Genomic DNA, 24,910 nt, shown 5'->3' on the forward strand with positions numbered 1-24,910 from the left:
GCCATGAAGGTCGAACCTCTCTCACGCCGTGAGTTTTTTACCGGCCGCGCTGCCGCAAAGCCCGTCCGCATCCGCCCGCCGGGCGTTTCGGAACTCAGCCTTGCCGCCTGCACCGGTTGCGGCGCCTGTGCGGAGCGATGTCCCACCGCCATAATCCGTCTTTCTGACGGTCTTCCCTTCGTCGACTTTTCGGGCGGCGAATGCACCTTCTGTGGTGCCTGCGAGGAAGCCTGTCCCGAGCCGGTATTCACCGAGAAGGCCGTGCGCCGTTTCCCGCATGTCGCCGCGGTCACCGATACCTGTCTCGCGCGCCGTTACATTGCCTGCCAGTCCTGCGGCGAAAGCTGTCCGGAGCAGGCGATCCGTTTTCGCCCGCGTATCGGCGGGCCGTTTCTGCCTGAGATCAACGAAGACCGATGCACCGGCTGCGGCGCCTGCCTCAGTGGCTGCCCGGTGAGTGCGATTGCAGTGAAGGCATTGGAAGTGGAGGTGGCGCATGTCTGAGGCCGCAGCGGCAAAGGCGGGTACGCCCTATCACATTTCGAGCGCCGTGGTCGCCACGATGCCACAGAGCACCGAAGCGATCCTGGCGACGCTCGCGGGAATGGAAAACGTCGAAATCCATGGCCATGGCGGCGGCAAGATCGTCGTCGTCATCGAAGGCAGAAGCACGGGCGCGCTCGGCGAACGGCTGACTCAGATCTCGCTGCTCGACGGGGTGATCTCGGCCAACATGGTTTTCGAGCATGTGGAAATGGAAGAGGAAGGGCAGGAGCCATGAGCGGAGAACTGACGCGGCGTGACATTCTGAAGGCCCATGCGGCCGGCATCGCCGCCGCCACGGCCGGCATTGCGCTGCCTGCCGCCGCACAGCCGGTGCCGGGCGGCGTCAACGCGCTGGAAATCAAGTGGTCCAAGGCGCCGTGTCGCTTCTGCGGCACGGGCTGCGGCGTGATGGTGGGCGTGAAGGAAGGCCAGGTTGTCGCCACCCACGGCGACATGCAGGCCGAGGTCAACCGCGGTCTCAACTGCATCAAGGGCTATTTCCTTTCCAAGATCATGTACGGCAACGACCGCCTGACGACGCCGCTCTTGAGGAAGCGCGGCGGCACTTACGCCAAGGACGGCGAGTTCGAGCCCGTCAGCTGGGACGAAGCCTTCAACGTCATGGCCGAGCAGGCAAAGAAGGTGCTGAAGGAGAAAGGCCCGACGGCCGTCGGCATGTTCGGCTCCGGTCAATGGACGATCTTCGAGGGTTATGCGGCGACCAAACTGATGCGGGCGGGTTTCCGCTCCAACAATCTCGATCCCAATGCCCGCCACTGCATGGCGTCCGCCGCCGTCGCCTTCATGCGCACCTTCGGCATGGACGAGCCGATGGGCTGCTACGACGACTTCGAGAACGCCGATGCCTTCGTGCTCTGGGGCTCGAACATGGCGGAGATGCACCCGATCCTCTGGACCCGTGTCGCCGACCGGCGTCTCGGCCAGCCGCATGTGCGCGTCGCGGTGCTTTCGACCTTCACCCATCGCAGCATGGACCTGGCCGATATCCCGATCGTCTTCAAGCCAGGCACCGACCTCGTCATCCTCAACTACATCGCCAACCACATCATCACGACCGGCAAGGTCAACGAGGACTTCGTCAACAAGCACACGAAGTTTGCTCGCGGGGTCACCGACATTGGCTATGGTCTCCGGCCCGACAACCCGGTCGAGGTGAATGCCGCCAACTCCAAGGACCCCGGCAAGACCGAGCCGATGGATTTCGAGGCGTTCAAGGAGTTCGTTTCCGAATATACGCTGAAGAAGACCGCCGAGATGACCGGCGTCGATCCGGAGTTCCTGGAGCAGCTGGCCGAGCTTTATGCCGACCCGAGCCGCAAGGTCATGTCGCTCTGGACCATGGGCTTCAACCAGCATGTGCGCGGTGTGTGGGCCAACCAGATGGTCTACAATCTGCATCTTCTGACCGGAAAGATCTCCGAGCCCGGCAACAGCCCGTTCTCGCTGACCGGGCAGCCGTCTGCCTGCGGCACGGCGCGCGAGGTCGGCACCTTCGCCCATCGCCTGCCTGCCGACATGGTGGTGACCAATCCCGAGCACCGCAAGCACGCCGAAGAAATCTGGCGCATTCCGCACGGTATCATTCCGGAAAAGCCCGGCTACCACGCCGTGCAGCAGGACCGGATGCTGAAGGACGGCAAGCTCAATTTCTACTGGGTGCAGGTCAACAACAACGTCCAGGCGGGGCCGAACACCGCCAACGAGACCTGGCAGGGCTATCGCAACCCGGACAATTTCATCGTCGTTTCCGATGCCTATCCGACGATCACGGCGATGAGCGCCGACCTGATCCTGCCCGCCGCCATGTGGGTGGAGAAGGAAGGGGCCTACGGCAATGCCGAGCGGCGCACCCATGTCTGGCACCAGCTGGTGCAAGCGGGCGGCGAAGCGCGCTCGGACCTCTGGCAGATGGTGGAGTTTTCCAAGCGCTTCACCACCGACGAGGTGTGGCCGAAGGAGATCCTCGACGCCAGCCCCGAATATCGCGGCAAGACGCTGTTCGAGGTTCTGTTCAAGAACGGCGAAGTCGATCGTTTCCCGCTGACCGATGTCAGTGCCGAATACGACAACAACGAAGCCAAGGATTTCGGCTTCTACATCCAGAAGGGGCTGTTCGAGGAATATGCCATTTTCGGACGCGGCCATGGTCATGATCTGGCGCCCTACGACACCTATCACGAGGTGCGCGGGCTGCGCTGGCCTGTGGTCAACGGCCAGGAGACGCGCTGGCGCTACCGCGAGGGCTTCGACCCCTATGTGAAGCCGGGCGAGGGCGTGAAGTTCTATGGCAACAAGGACGGCAAGGCGATCATCCTTGCGGTGCCCTACGAGCCGCCGGCCGAATCCCCCGACGACGAATACGATACCTGGCTGGTGACCGGCCGCGTGCTGGAACACTGGCACTCGGGCTCGATGACCATGCGGGTGCCGGAACTCTACAAGGCGTTTCCGGGCGCGCGCGTCTTCATGAACGCGGAGGATGCCCGCAAGCGCGGCATCAACCAGGGCATGGAAGTGCGCATCGTCTCGCGCCGCGGCGAGATCCGCTCGCGCGTCGACATCCGCGGCCGCAACCGCATGCCGCCCGGCGTCGTCTTCGTTCCCTGGTTCGACGCCAGCCAGCTGATCAACAAGGTTACGCTCGACGCTACCGATCCCATCTCCAAACAGACGGATTTCAAAAAATGCGCGGTCAAGATTCTTCCCGTCACCCTCTAGGGTGGTCACGGCTGGTTCGGGCCGTTGCCAAACGGCCCGCATGGATGGCCCTTGCGGCTGGCCTTCTGATGTTCGTCACGACGGCGGCCGTCGCCCAAGTGGCGGAAAAACTGGTGCCGCAGCTCGAAGGGCCGACGCCGCAGATGGCGACGGAAGCGGCGGCACCGCTGCCGAAATGGGTGGTCGATGACAAGCGCAAGATGCGCGCCTATCCCGACCAGCCTCCGGTCATTCCGCATTCGATCGAGGGCTATGAGCTTTCGGTCAATGCCAACCGATGCCTGTCCTGTCACAAGCGCGAGTTCACGCAGGATTCGGGTGCGCCGATGATCAGCGTCACCCACTACATGACGCGCGATGGGCAGATGATCGCCGACGTTTCGCCCCGGCGTTACTTCTGCACCGCCTGCCACGTGCCGCAGGCCGATACCAGCCCGCTGGTGCCGAGCAATTTCAAGGACATGAGCGAACTGGGCTTCAAGCCGGCCGGAAGCGAGTGACGACATGATCGCATGGATCAGGAAAATCATCCTTTGGGCCTGGGGCATCATGAAGACGCCGGCCGGCACGCTCGGCCTTGGCTTCCTCACGCTCGGCGGCTTCATCGGCGGCGTCATGTTCTGGGGTGCATTCAACACGGCGCTGGAACTCACCAACACCGAAAAGTTCTGCACCTCGTGCCATGAGATGCACGACAACGTCTATCAGGAGCTGACGCGCACCATTCACTTCTCCAACCGCTCGGGCGTGCGCGCCAGTTGCCCGGACTGCCACGTGCCGCATGAATGGACCGACAAGATCGCCCGCAAGATGCAGGCTTCGAAGGAAGTCTGGGGCAAGATCTTCGGCACGATCAATACCAGGCCGAAATTCCTCGAGAAGCGGCTGGAACTGGCGCAGCACGAATGGGCGCGCATGAAGGCCAATGACAGCCTTGAATGCCGCAACTGCCATTCCTCCGTCGCCATGGACCTGCAGAAGCAGACGCAGCGGGCGGCCGAGATCCACACCCGCTATCTGCTCTCGGGCAAGGCCACCTGCATCGATTGCCATAAGGGCATCGCCCACGAGCTGCCCAACATGGAAGGCATCGATCCAGGCTGGAAGATGCCGCCGGAACTGGAGGGCAAGAAGATGGCCAATCAGACGCCGATCGACGATCTGAGGCAGGCGATGGCGGATCTGCATATGCAGGCGCAGTAAGACGCGCCGGCCCGCCTGAGCCGCATTGAATTCTCCAGGGCCATGCCGGTGCGGTGTGGCCCTCTTTTTTACGGTTCTTGGGCAGTGCGTCCTTCATTCCTGGACCATACTTCCCGCCGTGCCGACGCACGGCTGCTGGATTCCTGTGACGAGCACAGAGATGAGGGTGGGTGGGGGCCGGCCTCGTGCCAAGCCGCCAGATGAGGGGAGTGGCTTGGGGGTTCTTGAGCCAACGGCGCACATTCGGATCTGCGGCGATGGTCTTGTCGAACAGCGCTTTTCTCGCTTCATTTCCCCGCGCCAATCTTTTTTCGGAAAAAATTCGACACCGCTGTCGGCGCCGCCATTTCCCGTTCGTCATTTAGGCAGGGAGGCAATCTGGCTTCCTCCACCGGAGCGGGATAGGAAAAAAATCCGCGCGGGTCTTTCGCCCGCAGCTTGCTCTCACTATTTGGGTTTCACCACGCCGGCACCCCCAGAGGTCACGAGGACCGGGACTGGCGTGACAGAGGAGAATGGACAATGCGCGTAGTGGTTTTTGTAAAGGCGACCAAGGACAGCGAAGCGGGCAACATGCCCTCGACCGAGCTGCTGGAAGCCATGGGCAAGTACAACGAGGAACTGGTCAATGCCGGCATCATGCAGGCGGGCGAGGGGCTGCATCCCTCGTCGCGTGGCGCCCGCGTCGCCTTCGACGGCGCCGACCGCATGGTCATCGATGGCCCCTTTGCCGAGACCAAGGAACTGGTCGCCGGCTTCTGGATCTGGACCGTCAAGGACATGGCCGAGGCAATCGCCTGGGTGAAGCGCTGCCCGAACCCGATGCCGGGCCCGAGCGAAATCGAAATCCGCCCGGTCTTCGAGATGGAAGATTTCGGCGACTTGGTGACGCCGGAGATCGCCGCCCAGGACGAGCGCCTGCGCGAGAAGATCGCCAAGGGGTGAGGGCAAACGGCACCAATTACCTTGTGGCGCTAGGGCGGGAGTAGGACTCCGCCCTAGGTTGCTTCCGTAGATGCTAAAGGATTGTGAAGACTTACGATTTAGCAAGAATGGCGGGTTATGAAGTGAGTCTCGTCAATATTTGCTACGTAGGGTTCCGCAATGACGACTGAAAACAATTCGACGAAGAGCTTACAGATTATCCTGGCGATCATCGCGGCGGTGGGTGGGTTTTTCGCCGGAAATGCCGCGCTGCCGCTTATTGAGCTAGTTACTGGGAAGACGGTTCCTGCAACGAAACTTGAGGAAGTCGAAAAGCGGCTTGAAACCGCACGCAAGAATGTGGCGGATGCAACTACCGCAGCGGATAAAGCCAACGCCGCTTCGAAGGCCGCGCTAGCGATAGCGGATAAAAAATTCGCGGAGGCGAACGACACTATCGCCCGCCTTCAATCCGAGCTCGACAACGTTAATCGCATCATTGAAGAGAATAACCGTTCGCCCCAAGTGGTGAGGATATCGCAGGGCGGAAGCCACTTGTTTGCGGGAACTGACCTGCACCTCACACTGGACATGATATCGGGATCGGGCGACGAGCTAAAAGCGACCGTTGGATATCGTGATAAGACCTTTCAGGTGACGCCGGGTGCGCATGGTAGTGCCACTATTGTAACTGGCGAAGGCCGAAACTGTGATGTGGCAGCGACCGCTGTAGAGCAAAATTATGGGGTCTTTGTTGTGTCTTGCCAAGCTACCCGATAAGCGACCGCTCTCTTTGACGCTCGCCATTGGAGGACTGGTTAAGCCTCTCATACTTCTCTTTCCCGCTCTGAGAGAGGGAAGCGTGCGGCTGTATCTGCAATCGCGCCGATTATGCACAGTAATATGGCGATCACCGGCTATTCGCATACGTCGATCGCGTTAAATATTTCTCGTAGAGATTGTATTAACCGTGTTCGTTTACCTTATTTCCGGGGTTTGAACCGGAGTGGGGCCATGGTCAGGACGAGCAGTTTCGTCATTTTTCTTCTTTCAAGTGTTTCGATCGCGGCGGCTGCCGATATCGATGGTCCGTTGGTGGGGCCGCAGGACGCCTATGAGGTGCCGGTGGAGCAGGCGTCGGGCGGCATCGTCGGCTACGTCGAGACGTCCTACGGCGCGGCCGTGGACTCGCCCGGCGATATCGATGCGGATGCATGGGACCTGCGCGGTGCGGTGAACTTCGACGCCGGCGCCGGCTTCAACCTGCAGGTCGATCTCGGCTACACGCGCGCCTCCTTTGAGGATATCGACACGAACAGCTATGACGGCGCGTTGCACGGCTACTACCGCAATGATCTCTTTGCGGCAGGCGTCTTCGTGCAAGGCGCACGCCTCGACCCGGGCATCGGCCTCGACCTCAACGATTACATGGGTGGCGTCGAAGCGGCCTACTTCCTTGATACCTGGACGCTGCATGGCGCGATCGGCTACGGCCAGGCGAGTGTGGAAGACTTCGACGACATCGATGCCGATCATTACATGGGCTCGCTAGGCGCGCGCATCTACGCGACCGACAACCTGCGCTTCGACGTCGACGGCTCGCTGCATCGCATGAGCGAAAACGACCTGGATTACGACCTGCGCAGCGTCAAGCTGACGGCCAACTACCGGCTGGACGCTTTCCCCGTCACGCTCTTTGCCGGCTACAAATACACCAACGAAGAGCTTTCAGGGCTGAGCGCTTCGGTTTCCGGCGACACCAGCACCCTCTTCGGTGGCCTGCGCTTCTCCTACGGTTCGACGACGCTCAAGGAAGAAGAGCGCCTCGGCCCGGTCTGGTCCAGCAATCGCCTGGCGTTCTGATCGGCTTGGCAGGCGGCAGCATTTTGCGCCGCTGCCAGCCAGGTACAATCATCAAGCAAGAGCATGGTGGCACCGCGCGTCTGAAGAGGCGCGCGGTGTTCTTATGTTATCGCAGGCTCCGGAGATAATTGGCCCGATCGAACGGGTTCGCGCCCAACCGGGGCCGGGAAGGCTGCGTGCCTGCGATCGGCGCGTAGTGATCGAAGCTGTTTTCGAGCACGCCCGCGCCGCTGGTGAGCCCCGGCAACTGCCGCTGGACGCCCTGGACGTTGGCCGATGCGATCGTTCCGGCAAGCCGGGCGACGCCGCCTTCGATGATCGAATCCGTCGTCGACGCGCCTGACTTGGCGAGCAGCGTGTGAATGGCCGTCAGGACGGACGCGGGCGCTTCAAGGCGGAAGCTGTCGATCGGCTCGCAGACGACCGTTCCGGCCGAAGACAACGCCTCGGCGAGCACCAGCGGCGTCAGCCGGCGAAAATCGACGGCGGTGCTGGCCGGCGAGGTCTGGCGCGCCGCTGTCATGGCGACGTGGCAATCGATCACCTGCCAGCCGAAGAGCCCGGCCTTCAGCGTTTCGGCAACGGCCTCTTCGACCGCCCGGTAAAAGCTCGCAGGCATCTGGCCGACATCCACTTCCAAGGCAAAACTGTTGCCCGCTGCCGCCGGCCGCGGTTCGATCCTGAGGCCGACGGTCGCAAGGAAGGGGTTCGGCTCGCGGAAGAGGATCTCGATGCCGGTTCCGGTGCCAAGGGGCCGTTCGACGCAGATGACCGTGCTTTGCTCGAAATGCGCCTCCAGCCCGAAATCGGCCGACAGGGTGGCCTCGATCACCTCCTTCTGCACCTCGCCATAGAGCGAAACGAACATCTCGCTGGCATCGTCGCTGGTGCGCAGGTTGATGAACGGGTCCTGTTCGGCCAGTTGCTGAAGGGCAAGCCACAGCGCCGTGTTGTCCGAAGGGCGCCTCGGCCGCACGAGGGTTTCGAGCGTCGGCGGGGCGAAGTGAAACGCTCCGGCACGCTTTCCGCCGACGCCGATCCAATCACCGATGCGGGCATGGGCAAGCCCGCCCACCTTGGCGATGCGGCCGGCTGTCACCTGGTCCACCTTTTCCAGCCGGCCCTGGTCGAAGAGCTGGATGCTGGTCACCTTCGCCGCGCCGCCGGGAAGGACGAGATAGTCGCGCATGGCGACGGTGCCGGACGTCAGGTTGAGAAAGGCGAGTTTTTCACCGCCCCAGCCGCGCTCGATCTTGAAGATCCGGCCTTCGACCGGTGCATCCGGGGCGGGCGCCTTCGCCGGCAACAGCGTCTCGATCGCGGTGATCAGGCCCGGCACGCCGACGCCGGTCATGGCGATGCCGCAATAGACCGGGTGCAGAAGGCCTTCGGCAAGCTGCGTCGCCAAGGCCTTCCGCAGCCGCTCGACAGTCAGACGCTCCGGTGCCAGCACATAATCGTCGAGCAAGGCTTCATCATTGGCGGCAAGCGCCTCCGAAAGTGCCGAAAAATGCGGTTCCTGCGCAAAGTCGTTCGGCTCGGCTCTCGCGTGTCGGCTGCCGGCCTCGACCGCCGCCGACATGATGACGGGGCGGACCGAGAGTTGGCTGGCGATCTCTTCGACCACTTCGGCGGGACGCGCCCCCAGGCGATCGATCTTGTTGACGAAGAACAGGAAGGGGACGCCGAGGCGGCGCAAGGCGCGCACCAGCACGCGGGTCTGCGCCTGCACGCCTTCCACCGCCGAGACGACCACGACGGCGGCATCGAGCGATTGCAGCACGCGCTCGACCTCGGCGATGAAGTCCGGATGCCCGGGGGTGTCGATGAGGTTTACGACCAGATCGCCAAGCCTGAACGACACGACGGAGGCGGCAATGGTGATGCCACGCTGCCGTTCGAGTTCAAGGCTGTCGGTCTGGGTATTGCCGCTATCGACGCTGCCGAGCCTGTCGATCGCGCCGGTGTCAAAAAGGAGTCTTTCCGTAAGGCTAGTCTTGCCTGCATCCACGTGGGCGAGGATGCCCAGATTCAATGTGCGCATATCCCATCAGCTTCTCAAAAATTCGGATCTGGGTTTCTTGAGAAGTGACTCGGCGCATCGGGGCCTCCAGACTTGAGCTTCTTGCGGATCGCGCAACCCACGGCAGGCGAGGGTGCTCGTGAAATCTAAGGACGCCACAGGAAGGGCGTCAAGCGCCGCCTGACAACTCCGACGCGGTGTTGCAGATTTGCTGGTGTGGCCGGGGCCATCGAAAAATGGCGATGCTCCCTTCAGGCGGTTACGCGAGGACAGGCCGAACACAATGTCTGGTCGTGCTTATTAGTATATGCTAACTTCCTCCCACCAAAGAAAAAGGGGGAGGCAAACATGGACATGACCCGTCGCGCCGTCGCTTTGGGCGGCGCCGGCCTGCTTGCATCAGCATCGTTCTTACCTGCGAACGCGCTGGAATCGCCGCTTTTCGATCCGGTCGAGGCTGCTGATGATTTCTGGCTGGCGGTGGAAGCCTATATCTACGGCTACCCACTGGTGACGACGGAAATGACCCGCCGGGTGGTGACCAATGTGGCCAAGCCCGAAGGCAGCAAGGGGCCGATGGGCCACGTCATCAAGCTGCGTGAATATCCGAACGCATCCTTCAAGGATGTCACCGCGCCGAATGCCGATACGCTGTACACGACAGCCTTCGTCGATGTGGGCAAGGAGCCGTGGGTGCTGTCGATCCCCGACATGAAGGATCGCTTCTTCCTGTTTCCGATGCTCGACGGCTGGACGACGGTGTTTCAGGTGCCGGGCAAGCGCACGACCGGCGGCGGGGCGCAGGCCTATGCCATTACCGGGCCGGGCTGGCAGGGAAGCCTTCCCGACGGCGTGACCGAATACAAATCCTCAACCGGCATCGTCTGGATCCTCGGGCGCATCTATTGTGATGGCACGCCGGAGGACTATGCGGCGGTGCATGCACTTCAGGACGAGTGCAAGCTTTGTCCGCTCAGCGCCTATGGCAAGGACTGGACGCCGCCGGTCGGCAAGGTCGATCCGTCGATCGACATGAAGACGGCGGTGCGCGAGCAGGTCAATCGCATGGATGCGGTCGAATATTTCACGCTTCTTTGCGAGTTGATGAAGACCAATCCGCCGACGGCAGCGGATGGCGAGGCGATCGCCAAATTTGCCGAAATCGGCATCGTGCCGGGCCAGGACTTCGACAAGAGCAAGCTCGATGCCGCCTTCGTCTCGCGCATCCCCATCATGGCGTTCCATCGCATCATGCTGCACTTCAAGTTCAGCGATGGTGACATCCAGAACGTCAACGGCTGGGGCTTCACCACCAAGACCGGCATCTACGGCACCAACTATCTGCAGCGGGCGCTGATCACGGCGATCGGGCTTGGCGCCAATCGTCCGCAGGATGCGATCTATCCGACGTCGCTGAAGTCCAGGGACGGCCTGGTTTCCCGCGCCTATCACGGCTCCAACAAATACGTCGTCACCTTCCCCAAGGGGCAATTGCCGCCGGTGCGCGGCTTCTGGTCGATCACCATGTACGACGAGAACTATTTCTTCGTCGACAATCCGCTCAACCGCTATTCGATCAGCACGCGCGTCAGCCCCAAGGCCAATGCCGACGGTTCGACGGAGATCTACATCCAGAATGAATCACCCGGCAAGGACAAGGAAAACAACTGGTTGCCGGCGCCGAAGGGCAAGTTCATCCTGATGATGCGGCTCTATTGGCCCGACGACAGCCCGCCTTCCATTCTCGACGGGTCGTGGCTCATCCCGCCAGTGAAGAAGGCGGGATGACAGAGGCGAAAGAGTCCCTGCGTCTTCGCGTGAAGGCGCAGGGCGTGGCGATCAGGCTGCGGCTCAGCGCTTCGGCAGCACGAGATCGCCGACCGTATAGATGTGAAACTCGCTGCGGGAGACTTCGTCCAGCTTGCGGAACTTCTCCGCGAACACCGGATCGGAGAAGAACTCATCGACATTTCCGGTGCCCTGGATCGCCTCGACATTGACGACGGTCTCGCCGTCCGTGCTCTTCGACAGGGTGCTCCACAGAAAACCTTCCTTCCGTTCGGCAACGTAGTGCACGACGTCCTGGATGACGGCGAAGGCTTCTTCCTGCTTGCCGGGATGGGCGTGGATGACGTTGACGACGAAGGTCGTCGGAACGGGGGACGCCGAGAAAGTGGGGGTAGGAATCGTTGTCATGCTTCTCTCCATTTAAACGCCGCGGCGTATCGACCGCGACGGCATCTGGATATCGGGAGAGAAATAGCGGATAAACGAGCGCGTATTCTCATCACTTCGGAAAATAATTCCGTAATCGGCGCGCGATGGACAAGCTCGGAACGCTCAGCATTTTCATTCAGGTGGCAGAGGCGGGCAGCTTCGTGGCCGCCGGGCATCGCCTAGGGCTTTCAGGTTCGGCCGTCGGCAAGGCGATCGCGCGGCTCGAAGACGAGATGGGCGCGCGCCTCTTCAACCGGTCGACGAGAAGCATGGCGTTGACCGACGACGGCAGCTTCTTTCTCGACACCTGCCGCCGCATCCAGTCCGAATTCGAAACGGCCCAGGCGCAACTGTCACGCTCGCATGCGACGCCGCGCGGGCAATTGCGCGTCAGCCTGCCGCTCGCCGGCATGCTGCTGATGCCGACCATATCGGACTTCATGCGCGCCTATCCGCTGATCAATCTTGATCTCGATTTCACCGATCGGCTGGTCGATGTGATCGAGGAGGGCTTCGATGCGGTCATCCGCACCGGCGACGTGAAGGATACACGCCTGATGAGCCGCAAGCTCGGGACGTTCCGGCACCGGATCGTCGCTTCGCCGGAATATCTCGCGGCTCATGGGCGGCCGGAGGTGCCGGAGGACCTGCTTGGGCACCGCTGCCTTCATCACCGCTACGCCAATTCCGGCCGCCTTGAACCCTGGCCACTCGTTCGTGACGGGCGTGAGGTGAAGCTGGACCTGCCTGTGACCACGGTGGCGAGTACGCTTGACCCCTTGATCTTTCTTGCGGAGCGCTCCTTCGGCATCACCTGCCTGCCGCCCTTTGCCGTGTCGCCTGAACTGGCGGAAGGCAAGCTGGTCTCGCTGCTGGAAGATTACCTTCGCGAAACCGGCACGTTCCGCGTGCTTTGGCCGACCAATCGCTATCTTTCGCCAAAGGTGCGTGCCTTCGTCGATTTCATGGCGGAGAACCTGTTTGCCGCGTGACGGCCGGGCGGCACGGAACGTTCCCCCGGCGTCGATCCAGCCGTTGCTAAAGTGCTGCAAATGTCCGAAGCTTCGCTGACGCCATCGGGTCATGCGAGCCGGAGCAGATGCGCACCATGACAGACGCCTCTTCCATTCAGCCTGCCGCCAGCCATGACGCCCGCATCTGCCGGGGATGCTGGGACCAGATGCATGTGCCGATCCCGATCCGCGGGCCCTTGGCGCTGCCGTTCCGCGCCTTCGGTATTACCCGCAGCAAGATGAACCCGAACATCTGTACGATCTGCGAGCGCTCCTTCCGTTACGTGAAGAAGCAGAGTCACGTTGCGGCAAGCGCCACAATCCTGTTTGCCGACATCCGCGGATTCACGCATCTTTCGGAGCGGATCGAGCGGGTGCGCTTGAGCCAGATCGTCAGCCTGTTCCAGGATCGCTGCGCCCAGGCGATCTGGGCGCATGACGGCATCGTCAACAAGCAGATGGGCGACGGGCTGATGGCGATCTTCAACTTTCCGATCATCCGGAAAGACCATGCGCAAGCGGCGATCATGGCAGCACGCGATATCCAGCGTCTCTGCGCCGATGCACTCGGCCGCCTCGACCTCGACGACCTCGGCGAACGGCCGCTCGGCGTGGGCGTCGGCATTCATTCGGGCGAGGTCGAGATCGGCGAGTTTTCGACATTCCGCAGCGATTTCACCGCGATCGGCGGCACGGTCAACCTGGCCTCGAGGCTCGAATCCCAGGCCGAGGCGGGGGAGATTCTGCTTTCCCCGGAGACGGCCGCTCAGGCGGCAACGCTGACGGCGGGCGCCGGCACGCGGCTGCTGGTCCTGAAAGGCATCGACCAGCCGGTCGAGGCGAGGGTGCTCGCGACACATTGATCGACGTGAAGCGTTTGCTGATTTCCCTAGTGTCGAGGTGAACCGCTTCAGCTTACTCAGTGGAAACTTGCCTGATAGCTGGTCGCGATGAGCGAGACATGAGCGTCAAGAGGCGGTCGCAGTTCGAAGGCCTGTGGATGGCGTGAGAAATCATAGAGACGGAGGAGGCACCACTCCTCGCGTCGCGTCTGGGCCACCTCAAGTTCGTTGCGCGAAATATGGAATGGCGTTCGTTCCCAGCCGTTGGTGGTCTTTACCTCGATCAAACGCACGCGCCCATCCGGCGTGAAGCTTGCTATGTCATAGCCCGCGCCATCGCCATCTTCCTGCGCCACCCACCGAATCTGGCGGGCCAGATCCTGACGACCGCTCTGGAGTAGCTGCGCGCGTTCGTGCTGGAGTACGCGCTCTTCTCCAGCGCGGCCGAGTGCACGGTTGCGTTCGTCCCGCCCGGCCACATCGAAACGCCGTGCGACCGTCTGCATCTGTGTCAATTCGTCGGGGGGTGGGGCATTGTGGAGAGTGGGCGGGACACCGATGAAGAGCGCCAGTGGCTCGGCCATGCCGAATGTCGGACCGGAACCAAGGACACTGTCCCATTGCGGATGCTGCGCTAACCAACGGGATATTGCCTCGGCCAAGGACATCTGAAAATTGAACCGCGGCTGGTAACCGCTGAGGGTGGGAAGACCAAACCCTCTCGCAGCAGCCGAAATGTTGCAATGTTTGAATTCTATCGAGCCGCGACTTCTTCCGAGCGCTTCTTGCAGAACCCGGTTGTGCAAGGCCTTGTTGTAGGATTGACCAGAAAGTTCGTCGCGAAGCATGGAAAAATAGGCCGCGACGATCGCGTCATTTTCCGTATCTGTCCAATTCCCCAAGCCCATGCTCTCCAGGCTACGCAGCACACCGGAATAAGTCATCCGGAAAAGCAGCGCCTCGCCATGCTTCGTATACCCTCATCCCCGGATATTGAGTATCAGTTCGCCTCAACCGATGCTTGTGTTCACTGGTCACGCCCACAGATCGCGCACGCAGCGGCCATCCGGTGCCAGGTCCTCGAAGGTATCGAAGCCATCGAAATGGTCGATGGGAAGGTTTGCGACCCGGTCCAGCGCGGCCAGTCTGACATTGACGGCGATGCGCCGGCGGCCTCGTGCGTCGAGGTTGAGGCTGCGCCAGGCGACGACGCCGGCGCAGGTCGGGCAGAAGAGGATTTCGAGCGTCGGGTCCTTCTCGTCGGCGCGGGTATAGGCGGTGAGTTCGCCGCTGACTGCGATGCGCTCGCCTTCGTAGTCATAGGCCCAGAGCGTGCCGTAGCGGTGGCAGAGCGTGCAGTTGCAGGCGGTGATCGGGCCGGGGTCGCCTTTGAGCGTCCACTTCGCATTGCCGCAGTGACATGAGCCGTCAAGCATGAGCCGCTCCCGCTATTGTACCGAGGCGGCATAGTGCCCCGATGGCGGGATGTCCGCAATCGGGGCCGGATATCAATCTCGCTCGCGCTTGTGCGCCAAGACAGCGTCGATGAAGGGAGCCTTCGAGGCGAGGTACTCGCCGATGCCATGCTGGTTCGTGGCTTCGAGGTGCAGCTTCAGCGCCTGATAGCGGGCGCTGAGGTCCGGATCCTGCCGCAGAAGATCGCGAAACCGCAGCATTCTTGCAATCTGCCAATGTCCTGACGGGCACACATGGACCTTGTGGGTTCGAACGCCATTGACGTCGCGCCGATAGAAGTGGTGGTCCTGCGAAAGGTCCGTGCCGCGAACATATCCAAGCGATTTCATCCGCTCCGTCACATCGCCCACGTCGCGATGCTCGGACACCTCGACCAGAAGGTCGATTTCCGGCTTCGCGGCGAGACCGGGGACGGCGGTGCTGCCGACATGGTGGATCGTGACGAGCGCATTTGCGAATACGCTGCGGATGCGCTGCTGCTCGGAGAGAAACAGATCGGGCCATCGCGGATCATAGACTGAAATCTGGCTGGTCAGCGGCACGGCGGCTTGCTCCGGGTTCTTGACGGTGGTGTCATGGTAGCACCCGGAACGAATTCATGGACCTTCCCCCGCCTGGACGGAGGAAGGTTGTTTGGTCGGATCGCGCCACCGTCTAGTTGCGGTCGAGCCGCATGACCTTTTCCTCGCCGAGGACCATGCCGGTCTCGCGGAAACCGAAGCGGTGGTAGAGGGCGTGGGCGCGGGTGTTTTCCGGGTAGACGCCGAGATAGATGTCGCCGCATTCAGGGATCTTGGCCATGTGGTCCAGGAGGGCTGCGAGCGCCATGGCGCCATAGCCCTTGCCCTGGTGGCGGGCATCGATCATCAGCCGGTAGATCCAGTGGTTGCCGTCATCGGGGTCGAGCGCATACATGGCGAAACCCACCGGCGCGCCTTCGGCCATCACGGCAAAACCGACGCATTCGGGGCGTTCGCCGAGTTCTTCGAGAGATTCGTCGTTGCTGGCGATGAAATCCATCTGGTTTTCGTGAACGTCGAGCCTTCGGATGACATCGGCATCGACGGTATCGACGGGCAGGAGTGTAATCGTCATTCGGTCCTCGTGGTCGACGCTGTGGCCTGGGAGGCAGTCTCTGTCTAATCCCGTCTGCGGTCACCTTCTCCCCGCGGGGCGAGCGGGGAGAAGGGACCTTGCAGCGCTCTCGGCGTCCACATCCTGCGCCTGGGCGCGAGCGGTTCCCTCTGCGGGGCGGGCAGGGGAACCGAAGGGTAGGCGGAGCCGGGCCGCTGCCGTTCCCTTTCCCGATCAGCGGGCGAGGGAGTTGGGGGCAAGGAACCGGAGGGACGGGGACACGCGTCCAGCCTGGCAAAGCGTCAATAACAATCTGATTTATACGTTTTCAGTTTCTGCCGTACCGGCCGGGCCGCTCGAGGCGCCGAAATCCGGAAAGCGAGCCCTTCTCCAACGGGCGCATTACCGCAACATTGCGATGGCAAGAAAGAAACGCCTTCGCGCCAGCCGCTCAGGTTTCTTCGATGATGCGTGGCTCTGCTTTGCCCGTCCATTCAAAGGTGATGGTGTGGCCCTGGCGGACGTTCTGGATGACCGAGGGGCGGAACACGGCGAGGCACGTGCCCTCGGGATCACGGGCCGACGGATAGATCAGGCCGTTGCCGCCTTCTGCAAGAATGGTGGCGGCGAGCGCCTGGCCGGCGGGGTAGGCGACGGCGGTGTCGGGGGAGAGATAGGCGGCGTCCACTTCGCCGCGCACGTCATGGAAGCGGCAGGTGAAGCCGGCGATCAGTTCGCGGTAGCGACCGATGTCGTGAAAGCTGCCGGCCTCGCGAAGCGCCCGGGTGCGGTGATAGACGATTTCCGCCTGGCAGGTCTGGAGTGCCCGCGGGCCGAAGGCACAGTACCAGGCGCCGCGCTCCTCGCCGTTGAAGCGGTTGCCTGGAGGCCGGGCATGGCAGAAGGCGGCATTGATCAGCGACCAGCCGTAGCCGAAGGTCTCGTTCAGGAGTTCGGCAGGATCGACGCCGATGGGCAGAGCGAGCGGGCTCAGCCGCGCCGAGGTCATCGCCTCCAGCCGGTTGAGGATCTCGATCTCGTCGTCATCGTCGGCGAGCGGCTTGACCGCGGGCTCGCCGATATAGGCGGTCGAGATCAGCCGGACGGTTGCCGGCTCGTTGAAGTCGATTTCCGGCAGCGCGATCATAGGCCGCCGCGCAACCCGTCGAGATAGCGCCTGACCTTCATCATCACGGGAATGCCGCCCTCGATCATCAGGTCGACCGGCGAGCGGCCGGAAAACAGCGGGCCGGTGTTGACCGCCTTCGGCCATTGATAGGTAAGCGGCCCGTTGAAGAACAGCCGCAGGCCCTTGAAGATGCCGACGATCAGGCTCGCGCGCATGCGCTTGTCCTGGTCGAGCCTGCCCTTGAAGTCGCCGGCCTTCATGCGGTTCCAGGTGGCGATCGGCACGTCGAAGAGCTGGGCCGCCTCCCTATTGGTGAGGTTCCAGAGGTCGCAGGCTTTCACCACCGCCTTTACGATCACAGCTTCTTCCTGCCGGGCGGGTGCGAAAGCCGGTTGCGCGAGGGCCATGAATGTCTCCTATGCGGTGACTGAGTGTATCATATGATATGAAATGGCGATGTTGGGCGGAAAGTCAAGGGTTAGCCGGCTGATGCCTGTTTGCACTGCCGAGCGAACGCGCCCGGCTCTGCCCCTCACCCTAACGCTCTGCCCGCCACGCGGGGAGAGGGGACATGGACGACGGGGGCACCGTCACTCGGCGGCTGATCTCACAAACCTAAGGTAGGCCAGGTTTCTGTGGGGGGAGCGGGTGACCACGTCTCCTTCTCGCCGTCGTGACGGGGAGAAGGTCCCGGCAGGGGGTGAGGGGCAGCGCTTTTGCTGCAAAGGGGCCATCCTCACCCCGGTCGGGGCTCTTGCCGCTTGGATCGCCCTTCACCTGACGTGGCGCAGAGGTCGCCGCGCGTTGCGTCGCCACCCGTTGAGATGGCGCGGTCTCCATCACGGCAATTCGATTTTACTCGGTTGGCGGCGGCCGATAGGCTTTTCGGCACAGTTGATGGGAGAGAAAGCCATGAAGCGCGCATTAGCAGCAATCGCATTCGCCTTGGCCTGTTCCGGCGCGGCCTATGCGCAGGACACCAGCATGAGTTTCTTCGTCACCAGCGTGAACCCCGGAAAGGGCGGCGATCTGGGCGGCCTCACGGGGGCGGACGCCTATTGCGATACGCTCGCCAAGGCAGCGGGGGCGACGGGCAAGAGCTGGAAGGCCTATCTTTCCACCGACGCTGAGAACGCCAAGGACCGGATCGGCGCAGGCCCCTGGTACAACGCCAAGGGCGAGAAGATCGCCGATGACGTCGCATCGCTCCACAGCGACAAGAACAACCTGACGAAGCAGACGGCGCTCAATGAAAAGGGCGAGGTGATCAACGGGCGCGGCGATACGCCCAACCGCCACGACATTCTGACGGGCTCGAAAGCCGATGGCACGGCGGCACCGGACACCTGCGGCAACTGGACGATGGGCGGCGCCGACGGCGCGGCGATCGTCGGCCACAGCGACCGCACCGGATTGAACGATTCCGCCGAGGCCAAATCCTGGAACTCTTCGCACGCGACGCGGGGCGGCTGCACCGTCGAGGCCTTCAAGGGCACCGGCGGCGCGGGGCTGTTCTATTGCTTCGCTGCGAAATAGGGCGCTTTCAGCTTATCGTAACGCGCAAGGGACACGCCTTGGTTTCATCCTGACGGCCCGGACACTCGGCCCGGGTCGCAGGTCCGTTCCCACGTGCGTCAGACATGCGGCCCGAGCAACGACAGGTCGGCCTCGCCGAGCCTGTCCCTGGCGGTCCAGAGCTGGTGCCAGTAGGGGTAGATCACCGGCGGTAGGCTGACGGCGTCGAGCAGTTCGCGCTCCTCGTCGGAGAGCTTCAGATTTGCGGCGGCGAGGTTGTCTGAGAACTGCGCCTCGGTCCGCCCGCCGATGATGACGGAAGTTACGCCCCTGCGACCGATCAGCCAGGCGAGCGCAACTTGCGCCGGCGACACGCCGCGCTCGGCGGCGATGGCAACGAGCATGTCGACGATCTTCCAGAGCCGCTCCTCGTCGCGGATCGGCGGCTCCTTCCAGCCGGCAAGCTGGCGGGTGCCTTCCGGTGTCTCGTTTCGCCGGTGCTTGCCGGAGAGAAGTCCGCCGGCAAGCGGGCTCCAGACGAGCACGCCGAGCCCCTGGTCGATGGCGATCGGCATCAGCTCGTATTCAGCCTCGCGGGCCTCGAGCGTGTAGTGGATTTGCTGGCTGATGAAGCGCTGGCGGCCTCCAAGCGCGCTGACGCCGAGCGCCTTCATGATGTGCCAGCCGGAATAGTTGGAGCAGCCGATATAGCGGACCTTGCCGCTGCGAACGAGGCTGTCGAGCGCCTCCATCGTTTCTTCGAGCGGTGTTAGGCCGTCCCATTCATGCACCTGGTAGAGATCTATGACGTCGGTGTTCAGCCGCTTCAGGCTCGCCTCGCAAGCGGCAATCAGGTGCTGGCGCGAGAGCCCGCCGTCGTTCGGCCCCGGCCCCATCGAAAAGCGCGCCTTGGTGGCGACGAGCACACCGCCTTTGCGCTGGCCGCCGAGGACCTCGCCGATGATCTCCTCGCAATGGCCGGTCGAATAGATGTCGGCCGTGTCGATCAGGTTGACGCCGGCATCGAGGCAGAGGTCGACATAGCGGCGCGCCTCCTTCAGCCCGACATTGCCGACCTCGGCGAACTTGCCGCGGCCGCCGATCGTCATTGTGCCCATGGTGATGACAGAGATTTTCAGGCCGGAACGGCCGAGCAGCCGGTATTCCATGGTCTCTGGTCCTTTGCTGGTGGGGAACGGGAACGCAAGCTTCACCGGATGAAAGCCGAAGGCGACAGCGGCGGTCAAGTGGCGCTCAAAGAGGCCGCGTCCGCGGCGCGGGCCCAGTGTGCAGGCCTGCAACACTCTGCAATCGGATGTTGCGGTGGTTGCAGCTCCGGTTTCTTAGGGCTGGCTTGAACACGGCAAAATGTTATCGTTTCGTCGAGAGATTAAGGGGAATCACTCGATGAGCGTTGTAAAGCGTCTGTTGTCCGCATCGGCAACCGTTGCGGGCCTGTGTTGCGTTGCGGCGCCCTTGACGGCGAATGCGGCCGAAAACGGTGCCGGCTTCTATCTGCTCGGCGCACGTGGCCCGATGGCCGGCCTTTTGGCGCCGCCCGGGACCTATTTCCAGAACGACACCTACTTCTATGTGGGCGAGCTCAAGGGCAACAAGCAGCTTCCGCTCGGTGGCGAGATCGTCGGCGAGGTCGATGCGACGCTGATCGGCATCTTCGGCACCGGCCTCTGGGTGATGCCCGAAGAAGTGCTCGGCGGCAATCTCGGCTTCACCGCGATCGTGCCCTTCGGGGGGCCGGATATCGACGCTACGCTTTCGGCGCCAAGGGCCGGTCGCTCGGCCTCGGTCAGCGATTCTATCTTCACTATCGGCGACCCCGTGTTGGGCGCGGTTCTCGGCTGGCACGAGGGCGATTTCCACTGGACGGCGAACGCCTCGGTCAACGTGCCGATCGGCGACTACCAGAAGGGGCAGCTCGCCAATCTCTCGTTCAACCGCTGGGCTGGCGACTTCACGCTCGCCGGCACTTGGTTCAATCCGGAAACGGGCTTCGACATCTCGGGCGCCGCGGGCTTCACCTTCAACGGCGAGAACCCGGCGACGGACTACCGCACAGGTACGGAATTCCACGCGGAATGGGCCGTTACCAAGCACTTCGGCCAGGAGTTCTCCGCCGGCGTTGCAGGCTACTTCTACCAGCAGGTGACCGGCGACAGTGGCGCCGGCGCAAGGCTCGGCCCGTTCAAGGGCCGTATTGCCGCGATCGGCGGCACCATGGGCTACAATTTCAAGATGGCCGAGACGCCGGTATCGCTGACGCTCAAGGTCTTCCAGGAATTTGGCGCCAAGAACCGGCCAGAAGGCACGGCCGGTTTCGTCACCATCGCCTTCCCGATCGGCACGCCGCCGGCCCAGGTGAAGTAGGCTTGAGCCAAGCCTCGCATGCCCCGCCGGCGCCGTTTCGGCCGGCGGAGGCATGGATGACGCGTGACCTTCGTCCGGAAACGACCGATCGCGGCAGGGTTCGCGTGCGGCGACGTTGCTTTATCTCCCGATCGGCGCATACTGCCGCCTTCGCTGGGCAGGATGCGGCTCCGGCGGCTGTAAGATCGTTCGCGTTTTCGTCCCGATACGGGCGGTCGCGGAATGTCTCGGACGGCCAGGCCACAGGCGCTTCTCCTGCACGCAATGGACCGGATCGACCAGGCCTTCGCCGAGATCGGGTGTCCGTGCAACGGCGATTGAGCGGAAGCAAGTGCCACGCGTCACTTCCGCCGCAGCCGGCGGGCATTCGTAAGAGCGTCCGCCCTGAAAGGCACAATTGGTTTCGACCCGCGGTTGGCGGCGTACGCGGATAGCGGCGCGCCGGCCCTTGGCAGCCAGGAGGTTTCAATGCAGGAGTTTGCACGCGAACCGGACGGCCCGATCGGCCCCGACGATCTTGATATGCTGCAACGCACCTTCGACCGGGTCTGCATCTGGTGCGACATCCCGCGCTACGGCAAACGTGCCGACCGGCTGGCCCGCCACATCACGGGCCAGTTCCGCAGGGGCATTGCCGACGAGCGGGTGCTGTTCGAAAACGCCATGTGGTTGGAGCAGCAGGGTGGTTCAACGCGGCATCGCGCCGACAATTGACGCCGGCGGCGCCTGAAGCACATCGCGATTTTCAGATTGAGTTGTCTATCGCAACCCGCTGCGCCCTTTTGCGCGACATTCTCTACATCTCGAAGAACCGCTCCGGCATCAGGTTCCGGTAGGGGAACATATGGAAATACGGACGGGCCTCGGCGAGCACCCGGCGGACGGACGCGCGTTCGAGCAGCCGTTCGAAATAGACCGCAAGATGCGGATGGGTCTCATCGAAGGGCTCGACGATGCCGCCATAAAAGAGAGCCGGGGTGGCGGCGCAATCGGCAAGGCTGAACGTATCGCCCGCGGCAAATTCATGCGTGGCGAAGTGCGCGTCGGCCATGCCATAGGCCAAGCCAAGCGCGGCGCGGGCGTCGGCAACGCCGCGGTGGTCGTTTTCGCCCGGGCCCCGCAGCGTGTCAGTGACGATCTTCTGCATCGGCACGTGGATGTAGTTGTCGAAGAAGCGATCCCAGAGCCGGGCTTTCAGAGCCATATCGGGGTCATCGGGGATCAGCCGCTGGCGTCCCGGATAATGGCGGTCGAGATATTCGATGATGATCGACGTCTCCGGCATCACCACGTCGCGAGCGCTGTCCGTCAAGACCGGCATCTTGCCGACCGGCCACAGCGCCGCGAAGCGGGCCGCTTCTTCCGGGTCGAGCAGGTCGACCAGGCTGCTTTTGAACGGGGTCTCGTTTTCGTAAAGCGCGATGAGCACCTTGTGGCAGAAGGAAGCGAGTGGATGCTGGTAAAGCGTAAGGGACATGCGCGTATTCTCCAGTGCGGAAGGGACGCTTGCGGATCGGTCGTCAGGTCTTTACGTGCCCGTTTATCGCAAAACCGGTCCTGTTTCGCAATCGGTTTTCGGGGTTCATGGCCAAAAGATCGGGGCCCGTGGCGCAGAACGGCGGCAGCCGCGCCGGATAAGCGCCGCTTTTTTTGGGGACGCCATGCTGATCGATTCCAAGCGGTTAGCGCCGGAAAAGGACGCGCACGCGTAAAGACTTGCCGCCATCGTGCCCGGCTACCATTGAAAGCGCAAAAGCTGCCCTAGAATTAATAGAACAAGGGCGTCGCAACGCTCGGCGCCCGTCGTCATCGCGACAGGGGAGGATTGCCGATGCGCTGCTTCACGGTACTTGGGCCCTCGCAGACCGGAAAGACCATGCTGGCAGACAAGCTGGCCGGTCTGGAGGGGGCCTCCAGAAAAGCTGCTTCACCCTACGGATTGAACCTCACGGAATTCGAATTTGGCGGCGAAGCCTGGTGCGCGCTCGACGCACCCGGCGGCACCGAGGCGCTGGGCCACGCCCAGCACGCGCTGATCGCCAGCGACGCCTGCGTGCTCTGCGTTTCGCCGGTGCCGGAGGAGGCGGTGCTGGCCGCGCCCTATCTGAAGGCGATCGAGGCGTCGGGCACGCCCTGCATTCTCTTCATCAACCGCATGGACGAGCCGCAGGGGCGGCTGCGCGACGTGATCGCCGCGCTTCAGGACTATTCCGGCCACATGCTGCTCCTGCGCCAGGTGCCGATCCGCGAAGGCGACAAGATCGTCGGCACCTGCGACCTGATCTCCGAGCGCGCCTGGCGCTACCGCGAGGGACAGACCTCGGCGCTGATCGAAATCCCCGACACGGTGATGGATCGGGAAAAGGAGGCGCGGGCCGAGCTACTCGAGCATTTCTCGGAATTCGACGACTGGCTGCTCGAAGAGCTGATCGAGGACCGGGCGCCGGCCAACGACACGATCTATGCGATCTCCACGCGGCTCTTGAAGGAAAACCGCATCATCCCGGTGCTGGTGGGCGCTGCAAGCCACGCCAACGGCATTCTGCGGCTGATGAAGGCGCTGCGCCACGAGGCGCCTCAGGTCGACGCGCTTCGAAAGAGACTGGCTGAGGCCGGACCGATCGCCGAGACGGCGCTTTCGGCCGTCAGCTTCCACGCCTATCACAAGGCGAATGTCGGCAAGACCGTGCTGGTCAGGGCGCTGACATCCGGTATCAAGCAGGGCGCGACACTCGGCGGCGGCAGCCTCGGCTCGCTGCAGGACCCGGCGACCGGCAAGCCGCTGCCGAATGCCACGCCGGAGGCGGGCGCGATCTTTGCCGCTGTCAAGGCCGACCATCTGCCAGTGCCGGCGCTGCTCGCCGCCAGCAGCACCGCCGAGGCGCCGGACTGGACGCTGCCGCCGACGCCGATGCTGGTGCGCATATTGGTGCCCGACAGCGAGCGCGACGAGACCAAGCTCTCGGGCACGCTTGCCAAGCTCGCCGAGACCGACCGCGCACTCGCGGTCATGCAGGAAGAAGGCAGCGGCGCGCAGCTCGTCTGCGTGCAGGGACCGATGCACCTGCGCGACCTCTGCAAGACGCTCGCCGACGTCTTCCATGTCGGCGTCACCGACAGGCCGCCGAGCCCGACCTATCGCGAGACCGTGCTGAAACCCTCCGACGTGCACTACCGCCACCGCAAGCAGACGGGCGGTGCCGGGCAGTTCGCCGACGTCAAGCTCAGCGTGCACCCGAACGAGCGCGGCGCCGGCTTCTCTTTCGCCGAGACAGTGAAGGGCGGGGCGGTGCCGCGCAACTTCATCCCGGCGATCGAGGCCGGCGCGCGCGAAGCGATGGAGAAGGGGCCGCTCGGCTTTCAGGTGATCGATGTCGGCGTGACCCTGACGGACGGTCAGCACCATGCGGTCGACAGCAACGACTTCGCCTTCCGCGCGGCCGCCAAGATGGGCGTGCGCCAGGCGCTGTCGCAGGCCTCGGCCGTTCTGATGCAGCCGGTCATCCGCGTCGAGATCCACATCCCCTCGATCTATTCCGGCAGCCTGGTGCCGATCGTCTCCACCTACAAGGGCCAGGTGCTCGGCTTCGACCGTGACGAGACGGCCAAGGGCTGGGACATCTTTCGCGCCCTGGTGCCGGGATCGGCGCTCGACGATCTCGCCCGGACACTAAGGGCCGCGACGCAAGGCATCGGTTACTTCTCCAAGAGCTTCGACCATTTCGAGGAGCTCTACGGCAAGGAGGCGGATGCGGTAATCCACGCGCATGGGACGCAGCAGGCGGGGTGATCGTCTATGAGAGCAGCGGCTTGGCGCGATACACCATGACCGCGCCGAGCAATTTTAGTCGCGCATCAACGTCTCTTCGGTGGCGAATTCATTGCCGCGCAATCACGGAGCGTATTTGTCGTATCGATAGGTCTCGCCGATTGCCCGGACCGCCGACGGGCAAGGTCAAGT

General features: G+C 63.0%; 24 protein-coding genes and 1 pseudogene. 15 read left to right on the plus strand and 10 right to left on the minus strand.

The genetic code is table 11. The annotated features are described in order from the left end of the window. The first annotated feature begins 3 nt into the window (after positions 1–3). The 8 genes and pseudogenes from napF (at position 4) to ASD63_RS01995 (ending at position 7,275) form a co-directional block, all read left to right on the plus strand. A complete protein-coding gene (gene napF, locus ASD63_RS01960; RefSeq protein WP_034793131.1) occupies positions 4–504 on the plus strand; it encodes a ferredoxin-type protein NapF in 501 nt (166 codons plus the stop codon). Then, positions 497–803, plus strand: a pseudogene (locus tag ASD63_RS01965) (chaperone NapD). Before napF ends, ASD63_RS01965 begins: the two are co-directional and overlap by 8 nt. Further along, positions 778–3,285: a periplasmic nitrate reductase subunit alpha gene (gene napA, locus ASD63_RS01970; RefSeq protein WP_034793137.1), complete on the plus strand. Its 2,508-nt coding sequence runs from the start codon at positions 778–780 to the stop codon at positions 3,283–3,285. Before ASD63_RS01965 ends, napA begins: the two are co-directional and overlap by 26 nt. Positions 3,286–3,329: 44 nt before the next feature. Then, positions 3,330–3,785 carry a nitrate reductase cytochrome c-type subunit gene (locus ASD63_RS01975; RefSeq protein ID WP_089043553.1) on the plus strand — a complete coding sequence of 152 codons (456 nt, stop codon included), beginning with the start codon at positions 3,330–3,332 and terminating at the stop codon, positions 3,783–3,785. Positions 3,786–3,789: 4 nt separating this feature from the next. Then, on the plus strand, positions 3,790–4,488 hold the full coding sequence (locus ASD63_RS01980; protein ID WP_034793141.1) for a NapC/NirT family cytochrome c: 699 nt from the start codon (positions 3,790–3,792) through the stop codon (positions 4,486–4,488). 522 nt (positions 4,489–5,010) lie between these two features. Then, a complete protein-coding gene (locus ASD63_RS01985) occupies positions 5,011–5,433 on the plus strand; it encodes a YciI family protein (protein ID WP_034793144.1) in 423 nt (140 codons plus the stop codon). Positions 5,434–5,592: 159 nt separating this feature from the next. After that, positions 5,593–6,192 (plus strand): hypothetical protein, encoded by a 600-nt coding sequence (locus ASD63_RS01990; RefSeq protein WP_034793147.1) that lies wholly within the window; start codon positions 5,593–5,595, stop codon positions 6,190–6,192. A 234-nt stretch (positions 6,193–6,426) separates the two neighbouring features. Then, on the plus strand, positions 6,427–7,275 hold the full coding sequence (locus tag ASD63_RS01995) for a hypothetical protein (RefSeq protein ID WP_034793150.1): 849 nt from the start codon (positions 6,427–6,429) through the stop codon (positions 7,273–7,275). Between the two features lie 106 nt (positions 7,276–7,381). On the opposite strand, the gene ASD63_RS02000 is transcribed toward ASD63_RS01995, so the two are convergent. Further along, positions 7,382–9,319: a TetM/TetW/TetO/TetS family tetracycline resistance ribosomal protection protein gene (locus tag ASD63_RS02000; protein ID WP_034793153.1), complete on the minus strand. Its 1,938-nt coding sequence runs from the start codon at positions 9,317–9,319 to the stop codon at positions 7,382–7,384. Between the two features lie 327 nt (positions 9,320–9,646). On the opposite strand from ASD63_RS02000, the gene ASD63_RS02005 reads away from it, so the two are divergent. After that, entirely contained in the window at positions 9,647–11,086 is a 1,440-nt protein-coding gene (locus ASD63_RS02005) for a DUF1254 domain-containing protein (RefSeq protein WP_034793156.1), read from the plus strand. Positions 11,087–11,149: 63 nt separating this feature from the next. On the opposite strand, the gene ASD63_RS02010 is transcribed toward ASD63_RS02005, so the two are convergent. Beyond that, positions 11,150–11,494 (minus strand): antibiotic biosynthesis monooxygenase, encoded by a 345-nt coding sequence (locus tag ASD63_RS02010; protein ID WP_034793159.1) that lies wholly within the window; start codon positions 11,492–11,494, stop codon positions 11,150–11,152. A gap of 125 nt (positions 11,495–11,619) precedes the next feature. On the opposite strand from ASD63_RS02010, the gene ASD63_RS02015 reads away from it, so the two are divergent. Together ASD63_RS02015 and ASD63_RS02020 are read left to right on the plus strand one after the other, a co-directional pair. Beyond that, positions 11,620–12,507 (plus strand): LysR family transcriptional regulator, encoded by an 888-nt coding sequence (locus ASD63_RS02015; protein ID WP_034793162.1) that lies wholly within the window; start codon positions 11,620–11,622, stop codon positions 12,505–12,507. Between the two features lie 116 nt (positions 12,508–12,623). Next, the gene (locus ASD63_RS02020; RefSeq protein WP_034793718.1) at positions 12,624–13,391 is read left to right on the plus strand and encodes an adenylate/guanylate cyclase domain-containing protein; all 768 of its coding nucleotides are present in this window, start codon (positions 12,624–12,626) and stop codon (positions 13,389–13,391) included. A gap of 56 nt (positions 13,392–13,447) precedes the next feature. Here the strand turns inward: ASD63_RS02020 and ASD63_RS02025 are convergent, their stop codons facing one another. The 6 genes from ASD63_RS02025 to ASD63_RS35930 form a co-directional block, all read right to left on the minus strand. Further along, on the minus strand, positions 13,448–14,314 hold the full coding sequence (locus ASD63_RS02025; RefSeq protein WP_234798748.1) for a DUF3883 domain-containing protein: 867 nt from the start codon (positions 14,312–14,314) through the stop codon (positions 13,448–13,450). Between the two features lie 90 nt (positions 14,315–14,404). Continuing rightward, a complete protein-coding gene (locus ASD63_RS02030; protein ID WP_034793170.1) occupies positions 14,405–14,806 on the minus strand; it encodes an aldehyde-activating protein in 402 nt (133 codons plus the stop codon). Between the two features lie 72 nt (positions 14,807–14,878). After that, positions 14,879–15,388: a GrpB family protein gene (locus tag ASD63_RS02035; protein WP_034793174.1), complete on the minus strand. Its 510-nt coding sequence runs from the start codon at positions 15,386–15,388 to the stop codon at positions 14,879–14,881. 112 nt (positions 15,389–15,500) lie between these two features. Next, positions 15,501–15,941, minus strand: a complete 441-nt coding sequence (locus tag ASD63_RS02040; RefSeq protein WP_060528766.1) for a GNAT family N-acetyltransferase — start codon at positions 15,939–15,941, stop codon at positions 15,501–15,503. A 430-nt stretch (positions 15,942–16,371) separates the two neighbouring features. Next, the gene (locus ASD63_RS02045; RefSeq protein WP_051659267.1) at positions 16,372–17,067 is read right to left on the minus strand and encodes an RES family NAD+ phosphorylase; all 696 of its coding nucleotides are present in this window, start codon (positions 17,065–17,067) and stop codon (positions 16,372–16,374) included. Continuing rightward, positions 17,064–17,456 (minus strand): antitoxin Xre-like helix-turn-helix domain-containing protein, encoded by a 393-nt coding sequence (locus ASD63_RS35930; protein ID WP_034793180.1) that lies wholly within the window; start codon positions 17,454–17,456, stop codon positions 17,064–17,066. The genes ASD63_RS02045 and ASD63_RS35930 overlap by 4 nt, the downstream gene beginning before the upstream one ends. A gap of 505 nt (positions 17,457–17,961) precedes the next feature. On the opposite strand from ASD63_RS35930, the gene ASD63_RS02055 reads away from it, so the two are divergent. After that, entirely contained in the window at positions 17,962–18,585 is a 624-nt protein-coding gene (locus ASD63_RS02055) for a hypothetical protein (protein WP_034793192.1), read from the plus strand. Between the two features lie 98 nt (positions 18,586–18,683). Here the strand turns inward: ASD63_RS02055 and ASD63_RS02060 are convergent, their stop codons facing one another. Then, on the minus strand, positions 18,684–19,733 hold the full coding sequence (locus tag ASD63_RS02060; protein WP_034793721.1) for an aldo/keto reductase: 1,050 nt from the start codon (positions 19,731–19,733) through the stop codon (positions 18,684–18,686). A gap of 238 nt (positions 19,734–19,971) precedes the next feature. Here ASD63_RS02060 and ASD63_RS02065 point away from each other — a divergent pair, with 238 nt between their 5' ends. Next, positions 19,972–20,949, plus strand: coding sequence for a transporter (locus ASD63_RS02065; protein WP_034793194.1), 978 nt, complete (start codon positions 19,972–19,974; stop codon positions 20,947–20,949). 468 nt (positions 20,950–21,417) lie between these two features. Continuing rightward, positions 21,418–21,663, plus strand: a complete 246-nt coding sequence (locus ASD63_RS02070; RefSeq protein WP_034793196.1) for a hypothetical protein — start codon at positions 21,418–21,420, stop codon at positions 21,661–21,663. A gap of 82 nt (positions 21,664–21,745) precedes the next feature. Here ASD63_RS02070 and ASD63_RS02075 read toward each other — a convergent pair whose 3' ends face one another. After that, positions 21,746–22,426, minus strand: coding sequence for a glutathione S-transferase family protein (locus tag ASD63_RS02075; protein ID WP_034793207.1), 681 nt, complete (start codon positions 22,424–22,426; stop codon positions 21,746–21,748). Between the two features lie 354 nt (positions 22,427–22,780). On the opposite strand from ASD63_RS02075, the gene ASD63_RS02085 reads away from it, so the two are divergent. Beyond that, complete coding sequence (locus ASD63_RS02085) at positions 22,781–24,739, plus strand: elongation factor G (RefSeq protein ID WP_034793211.1); 1,959 nt, start codon at positions 22,781–22,783, stop codon at positions 24,737–24,739. Positions 24,740–24,910 lie beyond the last annotated feature (171 nt).

This window comes from Ensifer sp. Root558 (genome assembly GCF_001427045.1).
Lineage (GTDB): Bacteria > Pseudomonadota > Alphaproteobacteria > Rhizobiales > Rhizobiaceae > Ensifer > Ensifer adhaerens.